This is a genomic window from Limnospira sp. (genome assembly GCF_051859755.1).
GTDB lineage: Bacteria > Cyanobacteriota > Cyanobacteriia > Cyanobacteriales > Microcoleaceae > Limnospira > Limnospira fusiformis.
Genome location: NZ_JBIMLI010000021.1, coordinates 1 through 19124 on the forward strand (window position 1 = coordinate 1; position 19124 = coordinate 19124).

Here is a 19124-nt window from a genome sequence, read left to right on the forward strand (position 1 = left end):
TAGTTATTTCGCCCATTTCAGCTCTATTTCATACCCGAAGGTCTCGCACCATACTTGGTATTATACCGTATTGCCGTCAAATGTTAACCTAATTGGAGATTAAATCATGCTCCTAACTACAACTATGAAATCAACCTTGGTCAAAAAAGCCAGTTTCCTCATTGCCTTATTTTTTGTCAGCCTAATTGCTGTCATACAAATTCCAGCGATCGCACTCCCCCCAGCTTTCCGTACACCACCGACTTCCCCCGACTTACCCCTGTTTCCCCCAGAAGTTTTTGATGAACCTCTACCCCTAGAGCCACCACAGCCTACCATTACACCTCCTCCCGCACCAGCCACCGAGGAAACCATTACACCTCCTCCCGCACCAGCTATCGAGGAAACCATTACACCCCCACCAGTTCCTGATATACCCCCACCAGTTCCTCAGCCGCCGATCGCACCTCCACCCATTCCCCAAATTCCCAAAACCGAAATTCGTGGCGTTTGGATGACCACCAATGATACAGATGTGTTAATGAATCAACCGAGACTCGAAGAAGCAGTCAGCAAACTCGCCCAATTCAATTTTAACACAATTTATCCAGTGGTTTGGAACTCTGGTTATGTCACCTATAAAAGTTCTGTAGTTAAAGAAGCCGGAATTCAGCCTTTTGTCCGCCGGGGTTTCCAAGGACAAGATATGCTGGCTGATATCATTGAACGCGCTCATCGTCATAACTTGTTAGTGCTTCCCTGGTTTGAGTTCGGTTTTATGGCTCCCCCTAGTTCCGAGTTGGCTTTAAAACATCCCAACTGGCTGACTCAACAGCGAGACGGAACTAAAACTTCCATAAGCGCCGCTGGGGAAGTCGTTTGGTTAAATCCCTTTCACCCGCAAGTCCAGAAGTTTATGACTGATTTAATTGTAGAGGTGGTTACCGACTACGATATTGATGGCGTACAGTTTGACGACCATACCAGTTTACCTAGTACATTTGGATATGACCCTTATACCATTTCTCTTTATCAAAGAGAGACTAATCGCACCCCACCTAGTAACCCCCAAGACCCCGCTTGGGTGCGTTGGCGTGCTCATAAAATCACGGCTTTTATGAGACAATTGCACCAAGCTATTAAAGCCAAAAAACCTCATAGCATTATTTCCGTTAGTCCGAATCCTTATCATATCGCCTATAACGGTCATTTACAAGATTGGGTTACTTGGGTTAGAGATGGTCTTGTTGATGAGTTGGTGGTGCAGGTTTATCGGGATGAATTGGACTTTTTTATTGCTGAGTTAAACCGACCGGAAATGAAAGCCGCACAAAACAAGATTTCTACCGGGGTTGGTATTCTCACCGGTTTGAGAACTAGACCAGTTCCTATCAATTTCATCCAGTCTAAGGTTCGTGCCGCGCGCGATCGCCAATTCGGTGTCGCTTTCTTTTTCTATGAAAGTCTCTGGGACCACGCCGCTGAACCCCTCGCCCAAAGACAGTATAGTTTCCAGTCTATGTTCCCTCAACCTGCTATTCGCGCTTCTATTCGCTAACCGACTTCAATTGTGGGTCAGTTTGGGGCTATGCACAAAATGTCGCTTTTGTCAAGAGGTCGATTTTTGGCCGTCCCTTACTTCCCCAAAACTCGTGATTCGTGAATTATATTCTTTAGCCAGAAAATATTTAGATGGGCGCTAGAATGAGGGTTTCAGCGCTTTTTTTTGCGTGTAGACACAGGAACCCCTTGGGTGCGATTTATTCTAGGATACCAGAACCCCTATTATTTCGTCAACCTTTTGCGAGCTATTTTCAATAAAAACTTATTAATTCTTAATGTCGTTCGGAACATCAAAATTATCTGGGTGGAAGTATTAGCAAAACTTAACTATTTGCGCCAATAATAGGGGGGAGGCGATCGCCTATAGGTGTCTGTGATGTGGTATAGATATTAAGGTTTGGTCAGTTAATGATATGAGACTGAATAAAATCGAGGATAGTAGTTAATCCTTGCTTTTCCTTGAGGTTAGTAAAGACAAAAGGTTTATTTCCGCGCATCTTTTTAGCATCTCTTTCCATGACGGTTAAATCCGCGCCGACAAAGGGAGCCAAGTCAATTTTATTAATCACCAATAAATCGGACTTAGTAATTCCGGGTCCTCCTTTGCGGGGAATTTTATCACCCGCCGCCACATCAATAACATAGATAGTTAAATCGACCAATTCCGGGCTAAAAGTCGCCGCCAAATTATCGCCACCACTCTCTAAAAACACGACATCCAAATTAGGGAAAGTAGACTCCAACTCTTGAATAGCACTAAGATTAATCGAAGCATCCTCTCGGATAGCGGTATGGGGACAGCCTCCGGTTTCGACACCGATAATTCTATCAGTTTCTAAGGCTTGCGATCGCATCAAAAACTGAGCATCTTCTTGGGTGTAAATATCATTAGTAACCACAGCCATTTGAAAGCGATCGCGCATAGCTTTACAGAGTGCATCAAGTAAAGCGGTCTTACCCGACCCCACCGGACCTGCAATTCCCACTCGAAAAGGACTCATGAAATTCCCCTGATTATAGACAACTTAAAACTCGATACCCGGTTGAGCCTTAACCCCTTGTTCCCGGAAAGGATGCTTAACCAAAGTCATCTCGGTAACCAGATCCGCGCGTTCTATCAAACTAGGGGGAGCGCCACGACCGGTCAAAATCACATGGGAGTCGTGAGGTTTCTTTTCCAAACCCGCCAAAACCGTTTCTACGGTGAGATATCCCAACTTAATGGCGATGTTAATTTCATCTAAAAGTACCAACTTAATCTCGGGATTTTCAATTAAAGATAGACTAAGTTTCCAGGCTTCACTAACCCTTTGGATATCGCGATCGCGGTCTTGAGTTTCCCAGGTAAAACCTTCCCCCAAAGCATGAAACTGTAATTGTTCCGGCCAGAGACTGAAAACGGCCTTTTCTGCTGGTTCCCATGCGCCCTTAATGTACTGGACGATCGCCACCCGATAGCCATGACCAAGCGATCGTAAAACCATCCCCAAAGCGGCAGTAGTTTTACCCTTCCCATTGCCAGTATTGACAATAATCAAACCCTTTTCCACCTGTCTCTCAGCTACCCGCTGGTCTTGAATTTCCTTGCGGCGCTGCATTTTTTGGCGGTGTTGTTCCGCTGTCAAACCCGTAGTTTCCATAGCGATCGCATCACTGAGTAGGACCTGATCAACTGTAGCATAGAGGCGACTAAAGCTGCTATAGAATATGGAGACGAAAACCCAGAAATGAGATTGTATGTTATCAGCCCAAGCCGCAGAGGCAATTATCCTAGAACAAGTAAGACCACCCCACCAACAAGATATAGAACTGGTCAAATTATCCGAGGCTACCGGACGCATTCTCGCCGCCCCGATTACCAGTGAATTAGACTTTCCCCACTGGGATAACTCCGCCATGGATGGTTATGCCGTCCGTTATGCTGATGTCGCCCAAAGTAGCGCCGAAAATCCTGTAACTTTGGCAGTCATAGAAGAAATACCCGCCGGATATTGCCCCCAAAAAACTATCGCCCCCGGACAAGCGGCGCGCATTTTTACAGGAGCCTGTTTACCTGCTGGGGCTGATACAATTGTAATCCAAGAAGATACCCAACCCGATGGCGATCGCATCAAAATCCTAACCACCCCGGAACTGAGAGCCTTTGTGCGTCATCAGGGGTCCTATAGTCGCGCCGGAGACCCTCTACTCCCTGCGGGAATTAGCTTAGGAGTTGCAGAAATCGCAGTTTTAGCCGCGGCCAAATGTGTGCAGGTCCCAGTTTATGCTAAACTCAAGGTAGGATTGATATCAACCGGGAACGAATTAATCCCCCCAGAGCATCCCATAGCCCCAGGAAAGCTAGTAGACTCTAATCAGTATGCTTTAGCGAGTTGGGTGATGCAAATGGGCGCAGAACCGGTTATTTTAGGGATTATTCCTGATGAACCCGAAGCCCTCAAAACAGCGATCGCCAAAGCCCTACTCAGCGCTGATATAGTATTATCAACTGGGGGAGTGTCCGTCGGGGATTATGATTATGTTGGTCAAATTCTGGCTGACCTTGGGGGAGAAATTCTGGTCAACTCAGTAGCCGTCAAACCCGGAAAACCCCTTACCTTCGCGACTTTTCCCCATTGTTTGTATTTTGGTTTACCGGGAAACCCGGTGTCAGCCTTAGTCACCTGCTGGCGGTTTGTCCAACCAGCCTTGAGAAAACGAAGCGGACTCACTTCTGAGTTTTGGGGACCAGAATGGTGGCGGGTGCGATCGCCAATGGAATTGCGATCGGGGGGTAAGCGAGAAACCTACCTTTGGGGAAATCTGCGATCGGTCAATGGCGAAACCCAATTTATCCTCGCCCCAGGAAGCCAAAATTCTGGAAACCTGATTAACCTCGCCCAAACCAACGCCCTGGCTATGCTTCCAGTCGGTCAGACCTGCATTGAAGCCGGGGAATTTGTCCAAATTCTCAAAGTCCGTTGAGATTTTGGATACATTTGGTTCCACAGGACTCCTCTTGCATCTCTATGTAACGGGGGATTATTAACCACAATAGCTAATATATTGACTATAGTTTCCGCCGTCATTTGTGACCATTGGCAACCCTGCTATTATAACATTCCCGTGAACAATAATGCGCGTTCTAATTGTTGAAGACGATCCTATGATGCAACTAGGGTTAGAGCAAGTCTTATCTGACTGTCCAGGTATTACCCTGGTTGGTATTGCTGAAGATGGTTATTTAGGTGTCGAAGCCGCTAAGGAGAAAAAACCTGATGTTGTGATTATGGATATCGGGTTACCTCGCCTTGATGGTATTGCAGCCACCAAACAGATTAAAGAAATCTTACCAGAAATCAGAGTCGTTATGCTCACCTCCCACACAGCAGAAACGGAGGTACTTGCTTCCCTTTCCAGTGGTGCTGATGCTTATTGTGTGAAGGGAGGAAGTGTTGATAGTTTGATTGTAGCAATACAGGCAGCCTATGAGGGAGCAACCTATCTAGATCCTCAAGTTGCTCGTTTGGTTATGGAACACCTCAAGCCACCCCTACCTCAAAGTAACTTGGGTACTTTATCCCCCCGGGAGTTAGAAGTTCTCAAACTTATGGTGGAAGGTAAAAGCAACCCAGAAATTGCTGAGGCGCTTTATTTAAGTCCTAACACCATTAAAACCCATGTTCGGGGGATTATGAATAAATTAGCCGTTGATGACCGGGTAATGGTCGCTGTCGTCGCTTTGCGATCGGGTTTAGTATAATCAAAATCGCGACGAAAACGCCGCGACCTAATTTTAGACCTTCTTCAGGTATTGGGGGAATTATCCCCCAACCCTTGATTAATCGACAACCGGACCAGCGGCGGTTACTTCCTCTGGTACGTTCACATATTTGCTGAAGTTTTCCACAAACAATTTAGCCAAGTATTTCGCTTGTTTTTCATACTCTTGGGAGTCAGACCAGGTTTTCACCGGATCAAGAATTTCCGTCGGAACTCCTGGTACAGCATTAGGAACCCAAATCTTGAAGATCGGATGCTGATGGAATTCCACATTATCCAAGTCTCCATTCACCGCCGCCGACACCAAGGCGCGAGTGTATTTGATGGAAACACGACTGCCAACTCCGTAAACACCACCAGACCAGCCAGTGTTCACCAAATATACATTGGTTTCTGGGTGATCCCCAAGGCGTTTACCTAGCAGATTGGCATAAACGGCTGCTTCTAAGGGTAGGAAACACTTACCAAACCCAGCCGAGAAAGTCGCTTCCGGTTCTTTAATTCCCCGTTCAGTTCCCGCCACCTTGCTGGTGTAACCAGACATGAAGTGATACATCGCTTGTTCGCGGGTTAGTTTGGAGATGGGGGGGAGAACTCCGAAAGCATCTGCTGCCAAAAATAGAATGGTTTTGGGATGACTACCAATACTAGGAATAACTGCATTGGGAATGTAGTCAATGGGATAAGCCACCCGGGTATTTTCTGTTAAGCTACCATCATTGTAGTCGGGAATGCGAGTGTAGTGATCAAGCACTACATTTTCCATCATTGAACCAAACCGGATCGCATCCCAAATTTGTGGCTCATTTTCCCGAGATAAGGCGATCGTTTTCCCATAACAACCACCTTCAAAGTTGAAGATACCATCTTCTGACCAGCCGTGTTCGTCATCCCCAATTAGATAGCGTTCCGGGTCAGCCGAAAGGGTGGTTTTTCCGGTCCCTGATAGACCAAAAAATAACGCCGTATTACCAGCGTCATCCACATTAGCTGCACAGTGCATAGGTAGCACATCAGCTTTGGTCATAAAGTAATTCATTAGGGAGAAAACTGATTTTTTGATTTCTCCGGCGTACTTGGAACCACCAATAATTACTAGCCGTTTCGACAGGTTAAGTACGATAAAGGCTTCACTATTGATGCCATCATCTTCGGGATCAGCATGGAGTCCAGGAACTGCAATTACAGTAAAGTCAGGATTGTGGGTTTGCAGTTCTTCGTCTGTTGGACGAATAAACAGTTGATGAACCAACAGGTTTTGAGATGCCAGATCGTTGATGATCCGCACACCAAAACGACGCTTGGTATCTGCTCCTACAAAACCATCAAAGATATATAAATCACGACCTTGGACGTAGGAACGTACCCGCCGAAATAGGCGATCGAAGTTGCCTTCGGCAATGGGGACGTTCATTTTTCTCCAATGGATTTCGTCCTTATTATTCTCTTCTTGAACAATGAATTTATCGTGAGGAGAACGACCTGTATATTTACCGGTTTTTACGCAAAGGGAACCATTGGCTGCTAATACACCTTCACCCCTAGCTACTGCGTGTTCAATCAGAATAGCAACTGGTAGGTTGTGATAAACATGACCTAGGTTTCTTCAACCCAGACTTTCTAATTCATAGGTAGGATCACCCTGTAGAGGACGCTCGACATATTTTCCGGTTTTAGCTACTGGGAAGTCTTGTTCTTGGTCAGATAACCTTTTATTGATTAGGCTGGGAATTGAAACGTTTTGATAATCACTGCGATCGACTGTACTTACGTTATCCATAATTGATAACCTCTAGTGGTTTTGAAGTGAAGTATTTACGGGCAACTATTTTGGGAGTGGCTGGGGAATATTAATAAGTAACCTAAAACCTTAACCCCAACGCTTGTGGCTTTAATAACAAGCCCCTACACGGAACTTAGCCGGTGATATATAGATTATGTACACTCAGCTAGAAGCGTTATCCTCAATGGAAAGTTTGAGCTTGAAGTTCGGAAACCATATTTTTTGATTCTGGTGTTTATTCTCAATGCCCGCTCTCGTCTACATGAAGGTAGTTGTGCTTGGTAATGTTTTTGGTTTGATCTACCTCCACTTACAAATACTACACCGATCGCCCTAATTCTGAAGTGAAATTTTTGGAAGCGCTAATTGTACTTTTATTGCATTTGTTTAAGTTATAATTCTGAATGCAGATTTTGCATCATAGAGCACCGAAATTTCCTCAATCATAGTTTATGTTCCCTAGCTTTGGGAAGGGGTAATTCTAAAGAAAAGATAAATTTCTGTGGCGATCGCTGCGGAGTGCAGGCAAAAATCATGACAGAATAAGGGAAACCTGAAGGTTTATAGTAAGAACAGAGATCATGTACGAAAAAATTACCCCCCCCGATACAGGCGAGAAAATCACCTTCTCTGACGGAGAACCCATTGTTCCCGATAACCCAATTATTCCCTTCATTCGGGGCGACGGCACGGGTGTAGACCTCTGGCCAGCGACAGAACGAGTGATTGACGCAGCAGTGGCCAAAGCCTACGGCGGCGATCGCCAGATCAGTTGGTTTAAAATTTACGCCGGGGACGAAGCCTGCGAACAATACGGCACTTATCAATATTTACCGGAAGACACGCTGACGGCAATCCGAGAATATGGTGTCGCTATCAAAGGCCCCCTAACCACCCCCATAGGCGGCGGCATCAGATCCCTGAACGTGGCGCTACGGCAAATTAATGACCTATATACCTGCGTCCGTCCCTGTCGCTACTATCCTGGTACTCCCTCCCCCCACAAACACCCGGAACAACTCGATGTGATCATCTATCGGGAAAACACAGAAGACATATACTTAGGGATTGAATGGCGCGAGGGTACGGAAATCGCCCAAAAACTCATCGACACCCTCAACAATGAGCTAATTCCGGCTACCCCGGAACATGGCAAAAAACAGATCCGCCTAGACTCGGGTATCGGTATTAAACCGATCAGTAAAACTGGTTCCCAACGGCTAGTCCGTCGCGCCATTAAACACGCCCTGCGCCTCCCCAAAAATAAGCAAATGGTGACTCTGGTGCATAAGGGCAATATCATGAAATACACGGAGGGGGCTTTCCGAGACTGGGGTTATGAACTAGCAACTACGGAGTTTCGCGAAGAATGTATCACTGAACGAGAATCATGGATCCTCGGCAACAAAGAACATAAACCCGACATCTCCCTGGAAGATAACGCGCGCCAGGTAGAACCGGGTTTTGATGCGCTGACCCCAGAAAAACGCCAAGAAATCTGCGATGAGGTGAAGGGGGTTCTGGAGGCGCTATGGGAAAGTCACGGTAATGGTAAATGGAAAGATAAAATTATGGTCAACGATCGCATCGCTGACAGCATCTTCCAACAAATCCAAACCCGTCCTAGCGAATACTCTATCCTGGCTACCATGAACCTTAACGGAGACTACCTATCGGACGCAGCCGCCGCTATGGTAGGAGGGTTGGGTATGGGACCCGGTGCGAACATTGGTGACACCTGCGCGGTATTTGAAGCTACCCACGGTACAGCACCTAAACACGCTGGACTCGATCGCGTTAACCCCGGTTCGTTAATCCTATCGGGAGTGATGATGTTAGAATATATGGGCTGGCAAGAAGCAGCAGACCTGATTAAAAAAGGTCTGGGGGCGGCGATTTCTAACCGTGAGGTAACTTATGATCTGGCCCGACTCATGGAACCCCCGGCTGAACCCCTCAAGTGTTCAGAATTCGCCGAAGCTATCATTCGCAACTTCTAACCTATAGCAATGGGCGATCGCCTATTAACCAGAAAATAGGCAACAAGCCATCTGCTAACATAAAATGGAAATCCCTCTACCCCTTCCCTGAGCTTGTCGCCGGGAGCAGAGGGTTGGGTAGAGGGTCAGATGATCACATAGATCTATTTTTTAGCCCCAATTTTTCCAATTTTTACTCTGAGCAGGATTCAAAGCTAATGGCCAGCAAAACCGAGACCTCCGAAAAGCAGAAAGCCCTAAATTCAGTCCTTAACCAAATCGAAAAGAGTTTTGGTAAGGGGTCTATTGTCCGCCTAGGAGACTCCGCCCGCATGAAGGTGGAAACTATCTCCAGTGGCGCACTCACGTTGGATTTAGCCCTAGGTGGTGGTTTGCCCAGGGGAAGGGTGATTGAAATTTATGGCCCGGAAAGTTCCGGTAAAACTACCCTGGCGCTTCATGCGATCGCGGAAATCCAAAAAACTGGCGGAATAGCAGCTTTTGTGGACGCTGAACACGCCCTCGATCCTACCTATGCAGCGGCGCTGGGAGTAGATATTGAAAACCTCCTAGTTTCCCAACCTGACACCGGGGAAATGGCTTTAGAAATAGTAGATCAATTGGTGCGATCGGTGGCGGTTGATATTGTAGTGGTAGACTCCGTAGCTGCTTTAGTTCCCCGCGCGGAAATTGAAGGGGATATGGGCGATTCTCACATGGGACTACAGGCGCGGTTAATGAGTCAAGCCCTGCGGAAAATTACCGGAAATATCGGTAAATCGGGCTGTACGGTCATTTTCCTGAATCAGTTACGCCAAAAAATTGGTATTGTCTACGGCAACCCAGAAACTACCACGGGGGGGAATGCGCTTAAATTCTACGCCTCGGTCCGTCTTGATATTCGCCGCACCCAAACTCTGAAAAAAGGCTCGGACGAGTATGGCATTCGCGCTAAAGTTAAAGTGGCTAAAAATAAGGTCGCGCCACCCTTCCGAATTGCTGAATTTGATATTATTTTTGGACAGGGGATCTCAACTATCGGTTGTTTGATTGACCTCGCAGAAGAAACGGGAGTGATTAAACGCAAGGGCTCCTGGTATAGCTATAACAACGATAACATCGGTCAAGGACGCGATCGCACCATTACCTATATGGAGGAAAACCCAGAATTTACCAAAAAGATTGATGATGAAGTCCGTGCCGCTTTAGCCGGGGGTGCAGTTGTATCAGCCACCTCCGTTGTTAAACTCGATGATAATGATGTCGAAACAGATGATCATGATCTTGAAGACGTTGACGACAATACTGATGAAGAATAAATCATTGAGTTAAATCAAGTCCCCTTTCACCAGCGGAAAAAGGCACGTAATCGCCTCCCCTGGTGGAGTCTGGCACTCCTCACCCCTGTCTCCAACTATAATCAGGGGGAGGAGTTCATTAGTTCCTGAGAAAACTCAATAATTCCCGGTTAACCAGTTGCGGAACTTCCTGCTGCATCCAGTGTCCACAGTCGGCAACTAATTGTAGTCGAAAAGGTGCGGTAATTAACTTATCTAAACCCTCAACCAGTTTCTGGCTAAGAAATGAATCATCTTCTCCCCATAGTACCAATGTGGGTACATTGATTTGGGGCGGACGCATCCAACTGGAAAATAAACCGGCTGGTTGCAGAAGTTGACGATAGTAATTAATTGCCGATCGCAATACTCCCGGCTTCTCTAACGCCGCCTGATAAATTTCGGTTTCCTCCGCACTAAAAGCCCCCTTGCGGATAGCGTGTTCTCGCAGAAAACCACGGATAAACTCTTTCAAATTTTGCTGAATTAGCCATTCAGGAACCCCCGGAACTTGAAAAGCTAAGACCAACCAACTGCGACGAATTTGATCAAAATTACCCATAAGTTCCTGAACCAACCTATGGGGAGGCGGTGCGTTTAAAATAGCTAAACGGTTAACTGATTCTGGAAATTTTTGGGCTAAATTCCAGGCGATCGCACCCCCACAATCATGACCCACAATATGGGCTTTTGCATATCCCAAGCGCTGAATTAACCCTCGGATATCTTGGCTGAGGGTATCGAGATCATAACCACTTTCCGGTTTATCTGAGTCATTGTAACCCCGCAAATCAGGCACAACTACTTTAAAATAACGAGAAAGCGCCGGAATTTGGTAACGCCAAGCATACCAAAACTCAGGAAAACCATGTAACAAAACAACTAATTCACCTTGTCCTTGGGTCACAGAATGAAGGTGAATGTTATTAGTTTCAACATATAGGTGTTCCCACCCAGACTCCAAACCTGTCATATCCTGCCACAATAACTTACCCCAAACCACATCGATTCTTAGAGAACTAGCAGCAGCTTGGGATTGCCAAAGAGCTTGAACATCATGCTCTGGTAGGGGTCGATAATGAAGTCACCTCCATCACCTCCCATTCAAAACCGTGCCGGCGAGTTTCCCTGCACACGGCTCCTGATGTGGATACCCTTTTTTGTTATAGGAACAGAGTTACCACCCCCCGCTTTCGTACTTCAATGTTCTGAGCTTTATGCAGCGCGTAGTCTTTCAACTCGCTCTCGCCATTATACTCCTACTAATCGCAGTATCTATATCCACACCCTGCTGACCTGTGGGCATATCCCAACCATTACAGTTGGGCATTGGCTTATGGTCACATCCTTCACCCTCTAAGCATACGCTTAAATTTTTCACTACTACTACGAGTGCAACTCGCAATAGAGCATTAGAGGGGTTAAAACGTTCCGTCTCGACGGGCATTCCATCTTTAGATTTGTCCTCAGAACCGGGGTACTTTTAAAGGTCTATGTAGGTGATGACATAAATACCCTACTTTTCCCCTTGTTCTTTTGAACGCAGCGTTTCAACCTATTTCGCTACTCCGTATTAACGATGATTCAAGCCGGACATTCGGTTTCCCTAATCATGGATGGTTGGCAGTGGTCGAGTAGGAGGTAGGTTCCGACCTACGCCTTCCGTTCCCCGCTTCAATCCTGGAGTTATGATTTCCAAAACTGGGGGTGGCTATCGCCGTTACTCTCTACTCCCTGATTTCTCAGTTCGTTTATGACCTTGAGTTCCCTGCCTTGCTTAGTTCCCTAAGCGTCGGGACATATAACCAGTTATGAGGATGCTCAGGAGAGGTCTCCTTATATCCAGATTCGGAGCTGGAATCCTCACCGGGTAGTTATTTCGGGCATTTCAGCCCTATTTCATACCCGAACGTCTCGCACCTGCATCAAGAACATAGTAATTTCCTTGATTTATGGCTGAATTTATTCAGCCTATTGCGTCTTGGGCTGACCGTCCGGGACGGAACCCATAGCTTGTGCCTTCAAATCTCGATTCCCATTCAGGTTCGAGCGCTGATTTAACCACGGCTTGCCTAGCTCTGTCTTGGATTGTGGGAATTCCTAGAGGGCGTTTTTCATCCCTCCCAGGTTTTGCAATCCACACCCGTGTAGGGTGCGTTACATTGAGAGACTTGGCAGAGAAACGAAAAACTTTCTGGTAACGCACCATGTAGGGTTTTGCTTTGAGGTTTCCCTTAATGCTCTCAGCTAGTTTTAACCTTTGTTTAGGCGATATTACTATCACTCCATCGACTCCGGCTGTCTTTTGGTCTTGACCCGCTTGGGGGGCGGGTTCATTAAGCTGACTGTTGGGAAGCATGGCTGACCGTGGAACCCGCCCCTACAGCCGCACTGCTAAGAGTCGAGCATAATATGACTTCACCAGTAGACGTTGCCACCTTCTAGCCTTTGCATCCTGCCCGGATTTAGCTGCTTGGTATATCCTCTTTTGGAGCTTGAAAACTTTCCGTTGGACCTTAGCCCATGGGATAGCCTTCCATACAAACGCACGTCTTGATTGGCTTTGATTTCTCAAAGCCTTTCTTTGAACTCGCTTTCGTCATAGTAACTCCCACTAGACTCTAACCTTGCAATCAAACCGTAACCTGTCAGCATATCCCAGCCATTACAACTGGGCGTTGGCTTTTGGTCACATCTCACATCCTCTAGGACTTGCGCTTACATTTGTCACTACTGATATCTCGACCAGATATTCAGAGTCCAGGAGGACTTAAAACGTTCCGTTTATATGGGCATTCCATCTTTAGACTTGTCCTTTCCACCGGGGTACTTTTAAAAGTCTGTGTAGGTGTTATGTAGAAAACCCTACTTTTCCCCTTACCCTTTTGGGCGCAGCGTATCAACCTATTTCGCTGCTTAGTAATAACGATGGTTCAAGTCGGAACATTCAGATTTCCTTAGTCATGGATGGTTGGCAGTGGTCGCTTTTGGTAGTAGGTTCTACTTCACGCCTTCCGTTCCCCGCTTCAGTCCCAGGGTTGTGATTCCTGAAATTGGGGGTGGCTATCGCCGTTACTCTTTCCCATAATCGCCCAAGTGGTTTTAATACTCCTCCTTGTGGTATACTTGGATTGGATATTCGATTTCTTTTATGGGATTGACCTTGAGTCCCTTGCCTAGCTTTCGCTTTGAGGACATATAAACAGTTATGGGATGGTCAGGGTACGAGTCCCTTTTATTCCACCAAGGGGTGAAAGTCTCACTAGGAGGTTATTTCAGCCATTGCAGCCTTATTTGACTCCTAAACGTCTCGCACCTATATATTTACATTAGCATTTTAAGACCCGGTTGGATTGGTAATTATCCCTTATCCCTGATGAATGCTTTGGGGTACAGCCGCCGGTCCGAGTATATCATGCTTGACCAGACTCGCGAGTTCCTCTAATTGAGCGATCGCCTCTGCGCCTTCCAACTTCATCAATTCGCGATCGTCGCGCATCTCCGTCCAGGTAATCCCATAATCCGACACCAAAAACCGGATCAGATGATTTTCACTCAGGCTGACCATAAATGAGGCGCTGTTCATTTGACCCCCACAAGTATAGCAGGAAGCCAGGTAGCCCCGTCGTTCCAGCACAATAGCTAGGGCTTGGAGATTCATCACCAAATCCTGAACGAATTTTCGATGTTGCTCCGCAAGTCTGATAAACATAGTTTTTCTCCTGTCACCACAATCTTTAGATTATCTTCAAAATTTAACATAATCTCAGGACTGGGTATCTCGATGTTGGTAAAGTATCACTTCTACTAACCTAATTCACCATGATCCGTTGAATATTTCAGTCCAACCAGAGCCTGAATCAACTGAAAACAACTTGAAAACAAAGCGATCGCGTTATTCCCAAATCCTTGATGGCATTAGGCTTAGAGATAGCCTTCTCAGATCTAGCATAGTGATTCGAGTTTTGCCATAGCTAAAACAAATCCTTATGATAAACATAACTAAATTTAACAAAACTCAATCTTTTTGAGCAGTCCTAGCCAGGGAACCTGTAAGGCTAATTTATCAATTAACCCTACAGGTTAAGATGATTAACTGATTCTAAGGGTGCAAATTACCCCAATTAGCTAATCAACCGTCCACCAGCCCAAAGCCGGACCAACCAACCGAATAGTTAGCCAAAAAATCACTAAAAAGCTAATCCCAAACCAAGCCCCCTTAGTAGTCCATTGCATAAACTGTTCACTTTGGGTTTTAGTAATCGGTACCCAAGGCAAGATAGTTAAACTAAGCCAAGATGTCGCCATCCTAACTCGTCTTCAAAACCGGACGTGAAAGTTTCCCTTCATCCGGCTCCTCAATGTTACAGCTCCTGTCATTAGCACCTCAGCTCTAATCACTGATAATTTCCACAATTGGCTGTACTCCCATAGCTTAAATTGCCATCCTCAGCAGAGGCTGCCTCTTTTCCTTTAACATACCTAAATATATGTATCTGGGAATGTTTGAATAAGGCTATTTCCTCATGTCCTCGTACAGCAAAAGCCCAATTTCTGTTATCAATACTCTGCCAGTATTTGTTAGCCACCCATTTTTCGCTCTGATGGGGATGACGGCGATTTGCCCATCTTCTCAGCTTTCCGAATAGCAGGTAATCCAATTTATTCAACACTTCTTTAGAGACTACTGTTGAGTAATAGTTACTCCATCGGAGAATGATTCGATTCAATCTCCTGATTAGTGCCGCTTGAGGGGCAGCTTGATGAGCATCAATTACCCTCGCCAGTAGCTTATAGTGTTCTGTGACTGCATTTCGGGATGGCTTGATGATAGTCTTGAAACCCAGAGATTTTCCCTTTCTATCCTTTCCAGAGTGATATTTTCCGACTCGGTATTGTTGAATATGGAAACCGAGGAAGTCGAAACCCGCATCCTCCCCATCAAGAGTATGGGCTATCCTCGTTTGTTCTGGTTTTAATTCAAGACCCCATGGCTTTAACCACTCCCTGATTACCTGTTGGGAGTGATGGATTACAGCAGCATCTTGGTGAAGTATAACCAACTTATCCGCGTATCTAATTAAACATAGTTGATGGCGGTTAACTGGCTCTCTTCCAGATAGCTGATCAGCCATCTTTAGGATATCTTCTTCGATGCCGTGGAGGGCAATATGTGCCAGTAATGGCTGGATTAAGCCTCCTGGGGGAGTGCCTTCCTTGGTCGGAAATAGCTGTTTTCCATCCATTACACCGGATTTGAGCCATGCTCGTATTTGTCGGCGTAATTTAGGGAATGTTCCTAATTTATCCAACAGGCGATCGCCATTAATGCGATCGCTCAAGCATTTAGTGATCTGGGTATCTAACACCCATTTAGGCTCTGACTCCAGATGATTGGATATTGCTTTTATGGCATCATGGCATGAGCGTCCTGGTCTAAATCCATAACAGTTAGATTCAAATTTGGCTTCCCATTCCGGTTCTAATGCTAGTCTCACCAAACCTTGACCCGCGCGACAAAATATAGTCTGTTCTCCATTCCGACTTGGAGCATTTACGACCGTTTCTGTCGAGTCTACTCTGTGGGTAGGCTTGGGTTTAGCACCTAGCGTCAGTTGTCCGACAAGGTTGATTCGTGCTTGTGAGCATAGGGATTTTACCCCGTCCACACCCGCCGTATTTTTACCTTGATTATCTTGAGTTACCGATCTAACCGCTAATACCTTTGCTGACCAGGACTTTAATAACAACTTTTGGAGATAGCGAACTGCTTTGAAATCACCACGCTTTGAGGCTTTATAGATTCGTTTTTGCAGGCGGAATAAGCGACGTTCAACCTTTTTCCAGTTGATGTCACCCCATTCCAGTCTTTCCGTAGTCTTTACACTCGTTTCAGATTTCATTTCCTGTTACTGGCAACTCTATATTCCGTAACATCGTGGAACTGTCAGCCTATTCTAGGCATTACCCTAGACCTTCGCTTCTGTCCCAATCCTGACCACATACAGCTTGCGGCTGGCTACCTACTCAGTTATCGACCAATACCTGAGAGCATATACATGGGTTACTTCGTTCCGAATTACCTTTGGTTGTACCTTTAGGACGATGCTTTACGCCGGGTTTATAGGGAGTGTATGTTGGTCTGTGAACAATCAGCCAACCCCATTTATCCTTAGCCTTTTGGCTCCAGCGTGTCAGCCTTTTCGCTGGTTTAAGGTGACGACGTTTTGATCACATCTTCAGATTTCCTTATCCATGGGTACTTGCTCGACAGAGTGCCAGTTTAGGCTACCAGCAGAGCTGCCTTTTCATCCCGCTTCACCAAGTCGCGATAGTCCGATCGCCTCAGTGGGGATGATGCTGTCACGTCTACACCAGACGGGAGGGACTTTCACCCTCAAGGTAATTCAGTTGTCAGGGAACAGGTTTTTCTGTTTTTATCTGTCCCCGCTGGTAATCCCCCAAACCTATAACCAGTAGGCTTTAGGCTGGTTTCTACCAAACGAATCGCACTATTCCTCCTTACCGTACTTTTCCCCCATCATCTCTTTGCGACGTTTAGCTTCACCCATAATTTTGGCGCTTCCAACAAATGTACTAACTATCCCCCACCATTCCTAACAGTTTAGGGAGGGGAGATAGTTGTCTATTTTAGATCCAATTCTCAACCTTTGTCCCCTCAGACATCCCTGCTCCTCTGTCCATCGCAATAATCGGGTTATTGGTTGACCGATGATTTCCGTTGATAATCTGATCGCTCGACGTGGAGTTTCTGTTACTAAAGCGATCGCCTCAGCAGCAGAACAGATCCCCCACCTGACTAAATTTTCCGCTCCCCTCAACAGCGATAAAGTAGTTCCCGCCAAAGTTCCATCCTCCAGCCGAGCCACCCCCCCTGTCACCTCAATGCGCCGGTCATCCCACGGATAAACACCATCCGCCAATCCCAAAGGCGCTAAAGCATCACTAACCACAAAAATCTCACCCTTACTCCCCCGTAACAGTACCTCCAGCATGGTTGGACAAACATGATGTCCATCAGCGATCGCCCCACAAAATACCTCTGAGCGACATAAAGCCGCCCCCAATAGTCCTGGTTCCCGGTGGTGTAGGGGAGGCATGGCATTAAAAGCATGAGTTACCATTGTCGCCCCCTGGTTAAATGCTTCATCAGCCACAGTTAAATTAGCCTGAGAGTGACCGAGACTGACGATAATGCCTAAACTCCTCAAATAGGGGATAACTGTCCCGGTGGGGTCTAATTCTGGCGCTAGAGTCATCACCTTAACCACCTTCCCATAATCCCCTAGAACCCGTTTGACATTATCTGTGGTTGGGGGTAATAGACAATTTTGAGGATGTGCGCCCCGTTTTTGCACATTCAGAAATGGTCCCTCAAGATGAACTCCTAAAATCTCCGCCGCCGAGTGCTTCCCGTCCTTCCCGTCTGGTTGAAATTCCCCTAGGGTAGCCAGCGATCGCCTAAATTTCTCTACGGTGGTTGTCACTATGGTAGGCAAAAATCCATCAACCCCCTGATCCCATAAATACTCACAAATACCTTGCAGTTGTTGATAATTCTCCCCCGTTAACTCCGGGAAAGCTAACCCTAACCCACCATTAATCTGTAAATCTATCCCCCCTAGGGAAATCCAATCTCCACCTACATCAACCACTGCGGCGGCGGGGTCTGGTTTCGTGGCGATCGCCTTAACTACACCATCACGAATTTGTAGGGTATGTAATCCAGGTTTACCTAGAATCTGACTGTTAATTAAATCTACTGACACATCATTAGGCGGGAGGCTTTCATTCATCATCTTACATAATCATTGATTTATAACTGGGTTAAAAAAACTCTCGCTTTACCCAAATTTATCTCATTAAATAATCTGTTAATTCGGGATATCTAGTAAACTGGCGATCGACACTTGCTAATTGACCTTGATAAACTAACGCCGTTGCTATGATTATCCTATCAAAAGGGTCTTTATGAATCGCAGATAAATTCACCGCTTGACAAGCGACTTCCGCATTCAAAGGCATCAGACTAATACCTGTGGGCGTTAGGGCTTCATGTAGCCACTCATTTACTGGACAGGGTAACTCTAACCTTCCTTTTTTGTAAGCTACTGCGACTTCATAACAAGATACTGGGGAAATACCAACTTCGTCAGCAGCATAAATTTGGTCACACCAATGAGCCGGAAATCTTTCAAACTCTTGTGTAATCAGCCAAATCCATATATGGGTATCTAGGACAATCACTTTAGACATTCCCAGTCATCCTCATCTACAATTGGACTAATTATATCCCCAATGGTTTGGCCTTTTCCGGCAATTGAATCTGGCGGAAATCGCCGTTTCTTATTTCCCTCTCGATTAGATAGATCTGGCTCCGGTAATACAGTGATAATCACTCGTGCTTTGTTCAGGTCTGGCTGGTCTGACAACCATTTAAACTCACCGTTTTCGTAGATCGCTTCGTAACTTTTTAGCATGATTTACTGTTACCTCTCAATAATAGTGGATGATTCCGGGTCTCTCTGCTGCTGGCTTGTAGTCCAACCAGACTGGCGCCATGTCAACCCTCGTATTTCGCCTCTCTCATGATTATAAACATTGTAGCTCAATTTGGGGGGACAATTCCTCAACAGACGTAGTTACTCCCAACTATCTCCACCCCTAATGCTATAATCCGGGTCTGTAGTTTCACTTCGT

The 19124-nt window shown here is 46.0% G+C and carries 16 protein-coding genes and 2 pseudogenes; 5 read left to right on the forward strand and 13 right to left on the reverse strand.

Annotated features, from left to right (window positions below; all coding sequences use genetic code 11):
* Positions 1-106: 106 nt before the first annotated feature.
* Positions 107-1537, forward strand: a complete 1431-nt coding sequence (locus tag ACTIE0_RS05765; protein ID WP_006670960.1) for a family 10 glycosylhydrolase — start codon at positions 107-109, stop codon at positions 1535-1537.
* Between the two features lie 406 nt (positions 1538-1943).
* On the opposite strand, the gene ureG is transcribed toward ACTIE0_RS05765, so the two are convergent.
* Positions 1944-2543: an urease accessory protein UreG gene (ureG, locus tag ACTIE0_RS05770; protein WP_008049095.1), complete on the reverse strand. Its 600-nt coding sequence runs from the start codon at positions 2541-2543 to the stop codon at positions 1944-1946.
* A gap of 24 nt (positions 2544-2567) precedes the next feature.
* Positions 2568-3182 carry a cob(I)yrinic acid a,c-diamide adenosyltransferase gene (gene cobO, locus ACTIE0_RS05775; protein WP_008049097.1) on the reverse strand — a complete coding sequence of 205 codons (615 nt, stop codon included), beginning with the start codon at positions 3180-3182 and terminating at the stop codon, positions 2568-2570.
* 97 nt (positions 3183-3279) lie between these two features.
* On the opposite strand from cobO, the gene ACTIE0_RS05780 reads away from it, so the two are divergent.
* Together ACTIE0_RS05780 and ACTIE0_RS05785 are read left to right on the forward strand one after the other, a co-directional pair.
* Positions 3280-4506 (forward strand): molybdopterin molybdotransferase MoeA, encoded by a 1227-nt coding sequence (locus ACTIE0_RS05780; protein WP_006670316.1) that lies wholly within the window; start codon positions 3280-3282, stop codon positions 4504-4506.
* Positions 4507-4657: 151 nt separating this feature from the next.
* Positions 4658-5284, forward strand: a complete 627-nt coding sequence (locus ACTIE0_RS05785) for a response regulator transcription factor (protein WP_006621040.1) — start codon at positions 4658-4660, stop codon at positions 5282-5284.
* Positions 5285-5362: 78 nt separating this feature from the next.
* On the opposite strand, the pseudogene pckA reads toward ACTIE0_RS05785, so the two are convergent.
* Both pckA and ACTIE0_RS05795 read right to left on the reverse strand, forming a co-directional pair.
* A pseudogene (gene pckA / locus ACTIE0_RS05790) lies at positions 5363-6892 on the reverse strand (phosphoenolpyruvate carboxykinase (ATP)); the annotation flags it as partial.
* Between the two features lie 18 nt (positions 6893-6910).
* A complete protein-coding gene (locus ACTIE0_RS05795) occupies positions 6911-7084 on the reverse strand; it encodes a hypothetical protein (protein ID WP_006621038.1) in 174 nt (57 codons plus the stop codon).
* A 584-nt stretch (positions 7085-7668) separates the two neighbouring features.
* Between ACTIE0_RS05795 and ACTIE0_RS05800 the strand changes: the two genes are divergently transcribed.
* Together ACTIE0_RS05800 and recA are read left to right on the forward strand one after the other, a co-directional pair.
* A complete protein-coding gene (locus tag ACTIE0_RS05800; RefSeq protein ID WP_006621037.1) occupies positions 7669-9087 on the forward strand; it encodes an NADP-dependent isocitrate dehydrogenase in 1419 nt (472 codons plus the stop codon).
* A gap of 197 nt (positions 9088-9284) precedes the next feature.
* Entirely contained in the window at positions 9285-10385 is a 1101-nt protein-coding gene (gene recA / locus ACTIE0_RS05805; RefSeq protein ID WP_006621036.1) for a recombinase RecA, read from the forward strand.
* Positions 10386-10503: 118 nt separating this feature from the next.
* Here the strand turns inward: recA and ACTIE0_RS05810 are convergent, their stop codons facing one another.
* From ACTIE0_RS05810 to ACTIE0_RS05855, 9 genes and pseudogenes are all read right to left on the reverse strand, one after another.
* Positions 10504-11376 (reverse strand): alpha/beta fold hydrolase, encoded by an 873-nt coding sequence (locus ACTIE0_RS05810; RefSeq protein WP_006670314.1) that lies wholly within the window; start codon positions 11374-11376, stop codon positions 10504-10506.
* Between the two features lie 996 nt (positions 11377-12372).
* Positions 12373-13006, reverse strand: a pseudogene (locus tag ACTIE0_RS25015) (reverse transcriptase N-terminal domain-containing protein); the annotation flags it as partial.
* A gap of 764 nt (positions 13007-13770) precedes the next feature.
* The gene (locus ACTIE0_RS05825; protein ID WP_006618255.1) at positions 13771-14115 is read right to left on the reverse strand and encodes a DUF1815 family protein; all 345 of its coding nucleotides are present in this window, start codon (positions 14113-14115) and stop codon (positions 13771-13773) included.
* A 416-nt stretch (positions 14116-14531) separates the two neighbouring features.
* A complete protein-coding gene (locus tag ACTIE0_RS05830) occupies positions 14532-14711 on the reverse strand; it encodes a DUF2839 domain-containing protein (protein WP_006670312.1) in 180 nt (59 codons plus the stop codon).
* An 89-nt stretch (positions 14712-14800) separates the two neighbouring features.
* Complete coding sequence (locus ACTIE0_RS05835; protein WP_006670311.1) at positions 14801-16306, reverse strand: reverse transcriptase N-terminal domain-containing protein; 1506 nt, start codon at positions 16304-16306, stop codon at positions 14801-14803.
* Between the two features lie 609 nt (positions 16307-16915).
* Positions 16916-16975, reverse strand: coding sequence for a DUF2839 family protein (locus ACTIE0_RS05840; RefSeq protein ID WP_368664009.1), 60 nt, complete (start codon positions 16973-16975; stop codon positions 16916-16918).
* Positions 16976-17020: 45 nt separating this feature from the next.
* Positions 17021-18223 (reverse strand): N-acetylglucosamine-6-phosphate deacetylase, encoded by a 1203-nt coding sequence (nagA, locus tag ACTIE0_RS05845; RefSeq protein ID WP_006670310.1) that lies wholly within the window; start codon positions 18221-18223, stop codon positions 17021-17023.
* Positions 18224-18278: 55 nt separating this feature from the next.
* Positions 18279-18680, reverse strand: coding sequence for a type II toxin-antitoxin system VapC family toxin (locus ACTIE0_RS05850; protein ID WP_006621028.1), 402 nt, complete (start codon positions 18678-18680; stop codon positions 18279-18281).
* Positions 18668-18904: a hypothetical protein gene (locus ACTIE0_RS05855; protein ID WP_006621027.1), complete on the reverse strand. Its 237-nt coding sequence runs from the start codon at positions 18902-18904 to the stop codon at positions 18668-18670. Before ACTIE0_RS05855 ends, ACTIE0_RS05850 begins: the two co-directional genes overlap by 13 nt.
* Positions 18905-19124 lie beyond the last annotated feature (220 nt).

Excerpts from the sequence above, each read along its gene's own strand:
- recA (WP_006621036.1), top strand. The coding sequence starts at position 9,285 with ATGGCCAGCAAAACCGAGACCTCCGAAAAGCAGAAAGCCCTAAATTCA.
- ACTIE0_RS05830 (WP_006670312.1), bottom strand. The coding sequence starts at position 14,711 with ATGGCGACATCTTGGCTTAGTTTAACTATCTTGCCTTGGGTACCGATT.
- ACTIE0_RS05785 (WP_006621040.1), top strand. The coding sequence starts at position 4,658 with ATGCGCGTTCTAATTGTTGAAGACGATCCTATGATGCAACTAGGGTTA.
- ACTIE0_RS05765 (WP_006670960.1), top strand. The coding sequence starts at position 107 with ATGCTCCTAACTACAACTATGAAATCAACCTTGGTCAAAAAAGCCAGT.
- ACTIE0_RS05850 (WP_006621028.1), bottom strand. The coding sequence starts at position 18,680 with ATGTCTAAAGTGATTGTCCTAGATACCCATATATGGATTTGGCTGATT.
- ureG (WP_008049095.1), bottom strand. The coding sequence starts at position 2,543 with ATGAGTCCTTTTCGAGTGGGAATTGCAGGTCCGGTGGGGTCGGGTAAG.
- ACTIE0_RS05825 (WP_006618255.1), bottom strand. The coding sequence starts at position 14,115 with ATGTTTATCAGACTTGCGGAGCAACATCGAAAATTCGTTCAGGATTTG.
- ACTIE0_RS05835 (WP_006670311.1), bottom strand. The coding sequence starts at position 16,306 with ATGAAATCTGAAACGAGTGTAAAGACTACGGAAAGACTGGAATGGGGT.
- ACTIE0_RS05780 (WP_006670316.1), top strand. The coding sequence starts at position 3,280 with ATGTTATCAGCCCAAGCCGCAGAGGCAATTATCCTAGAACAAGTAAGA.
- nagA (WP_006670310.1), bottom strand. The coding sequence starts at position 18,223 with ATGATGAATGAAAGCCTCCCGCCTAATGATGTGTCAGTAGATTTAATT.
- ACTIE0_RS05795 (WP_006621038.1), bottom strand. The coding sequence starts at position 7,084 with ATGGATAACGTAAGTACAGTCGATCGCAGTGATTATCAAAACGTTTCA.
- ACTIE0_RS05855 (WP_006621027.1), bottom strand. The coding sequence starts at position 18,904 with ATGCTAAAAAGTTACGAAGCGATCTACGAAAACGGTGAGTTTAAATGG.
- cobO (WP_008049097.1), bottom strand. The coding sequence starts at position 3,182 with ATGGAAACTACGGGTTTGACAGCGGAACAACACCGCCAAAAAATGCAG.
- ACTIE0_RS05800 (WP_006621037.1), top strand. The coding sequence starts at position 7,669 with ATGTACGAAAAAATTACCCCCCCCGATACAGGCGAGAAAATCACCTTC.
- ACTIE0_RS05810 (WP_006670314.1), bottom strand. The coding sequence starts at position 11,376 with ATGACAGGTTTGGAGTCTGGGTGGGAACACCTATATGTTGAAACTAAT.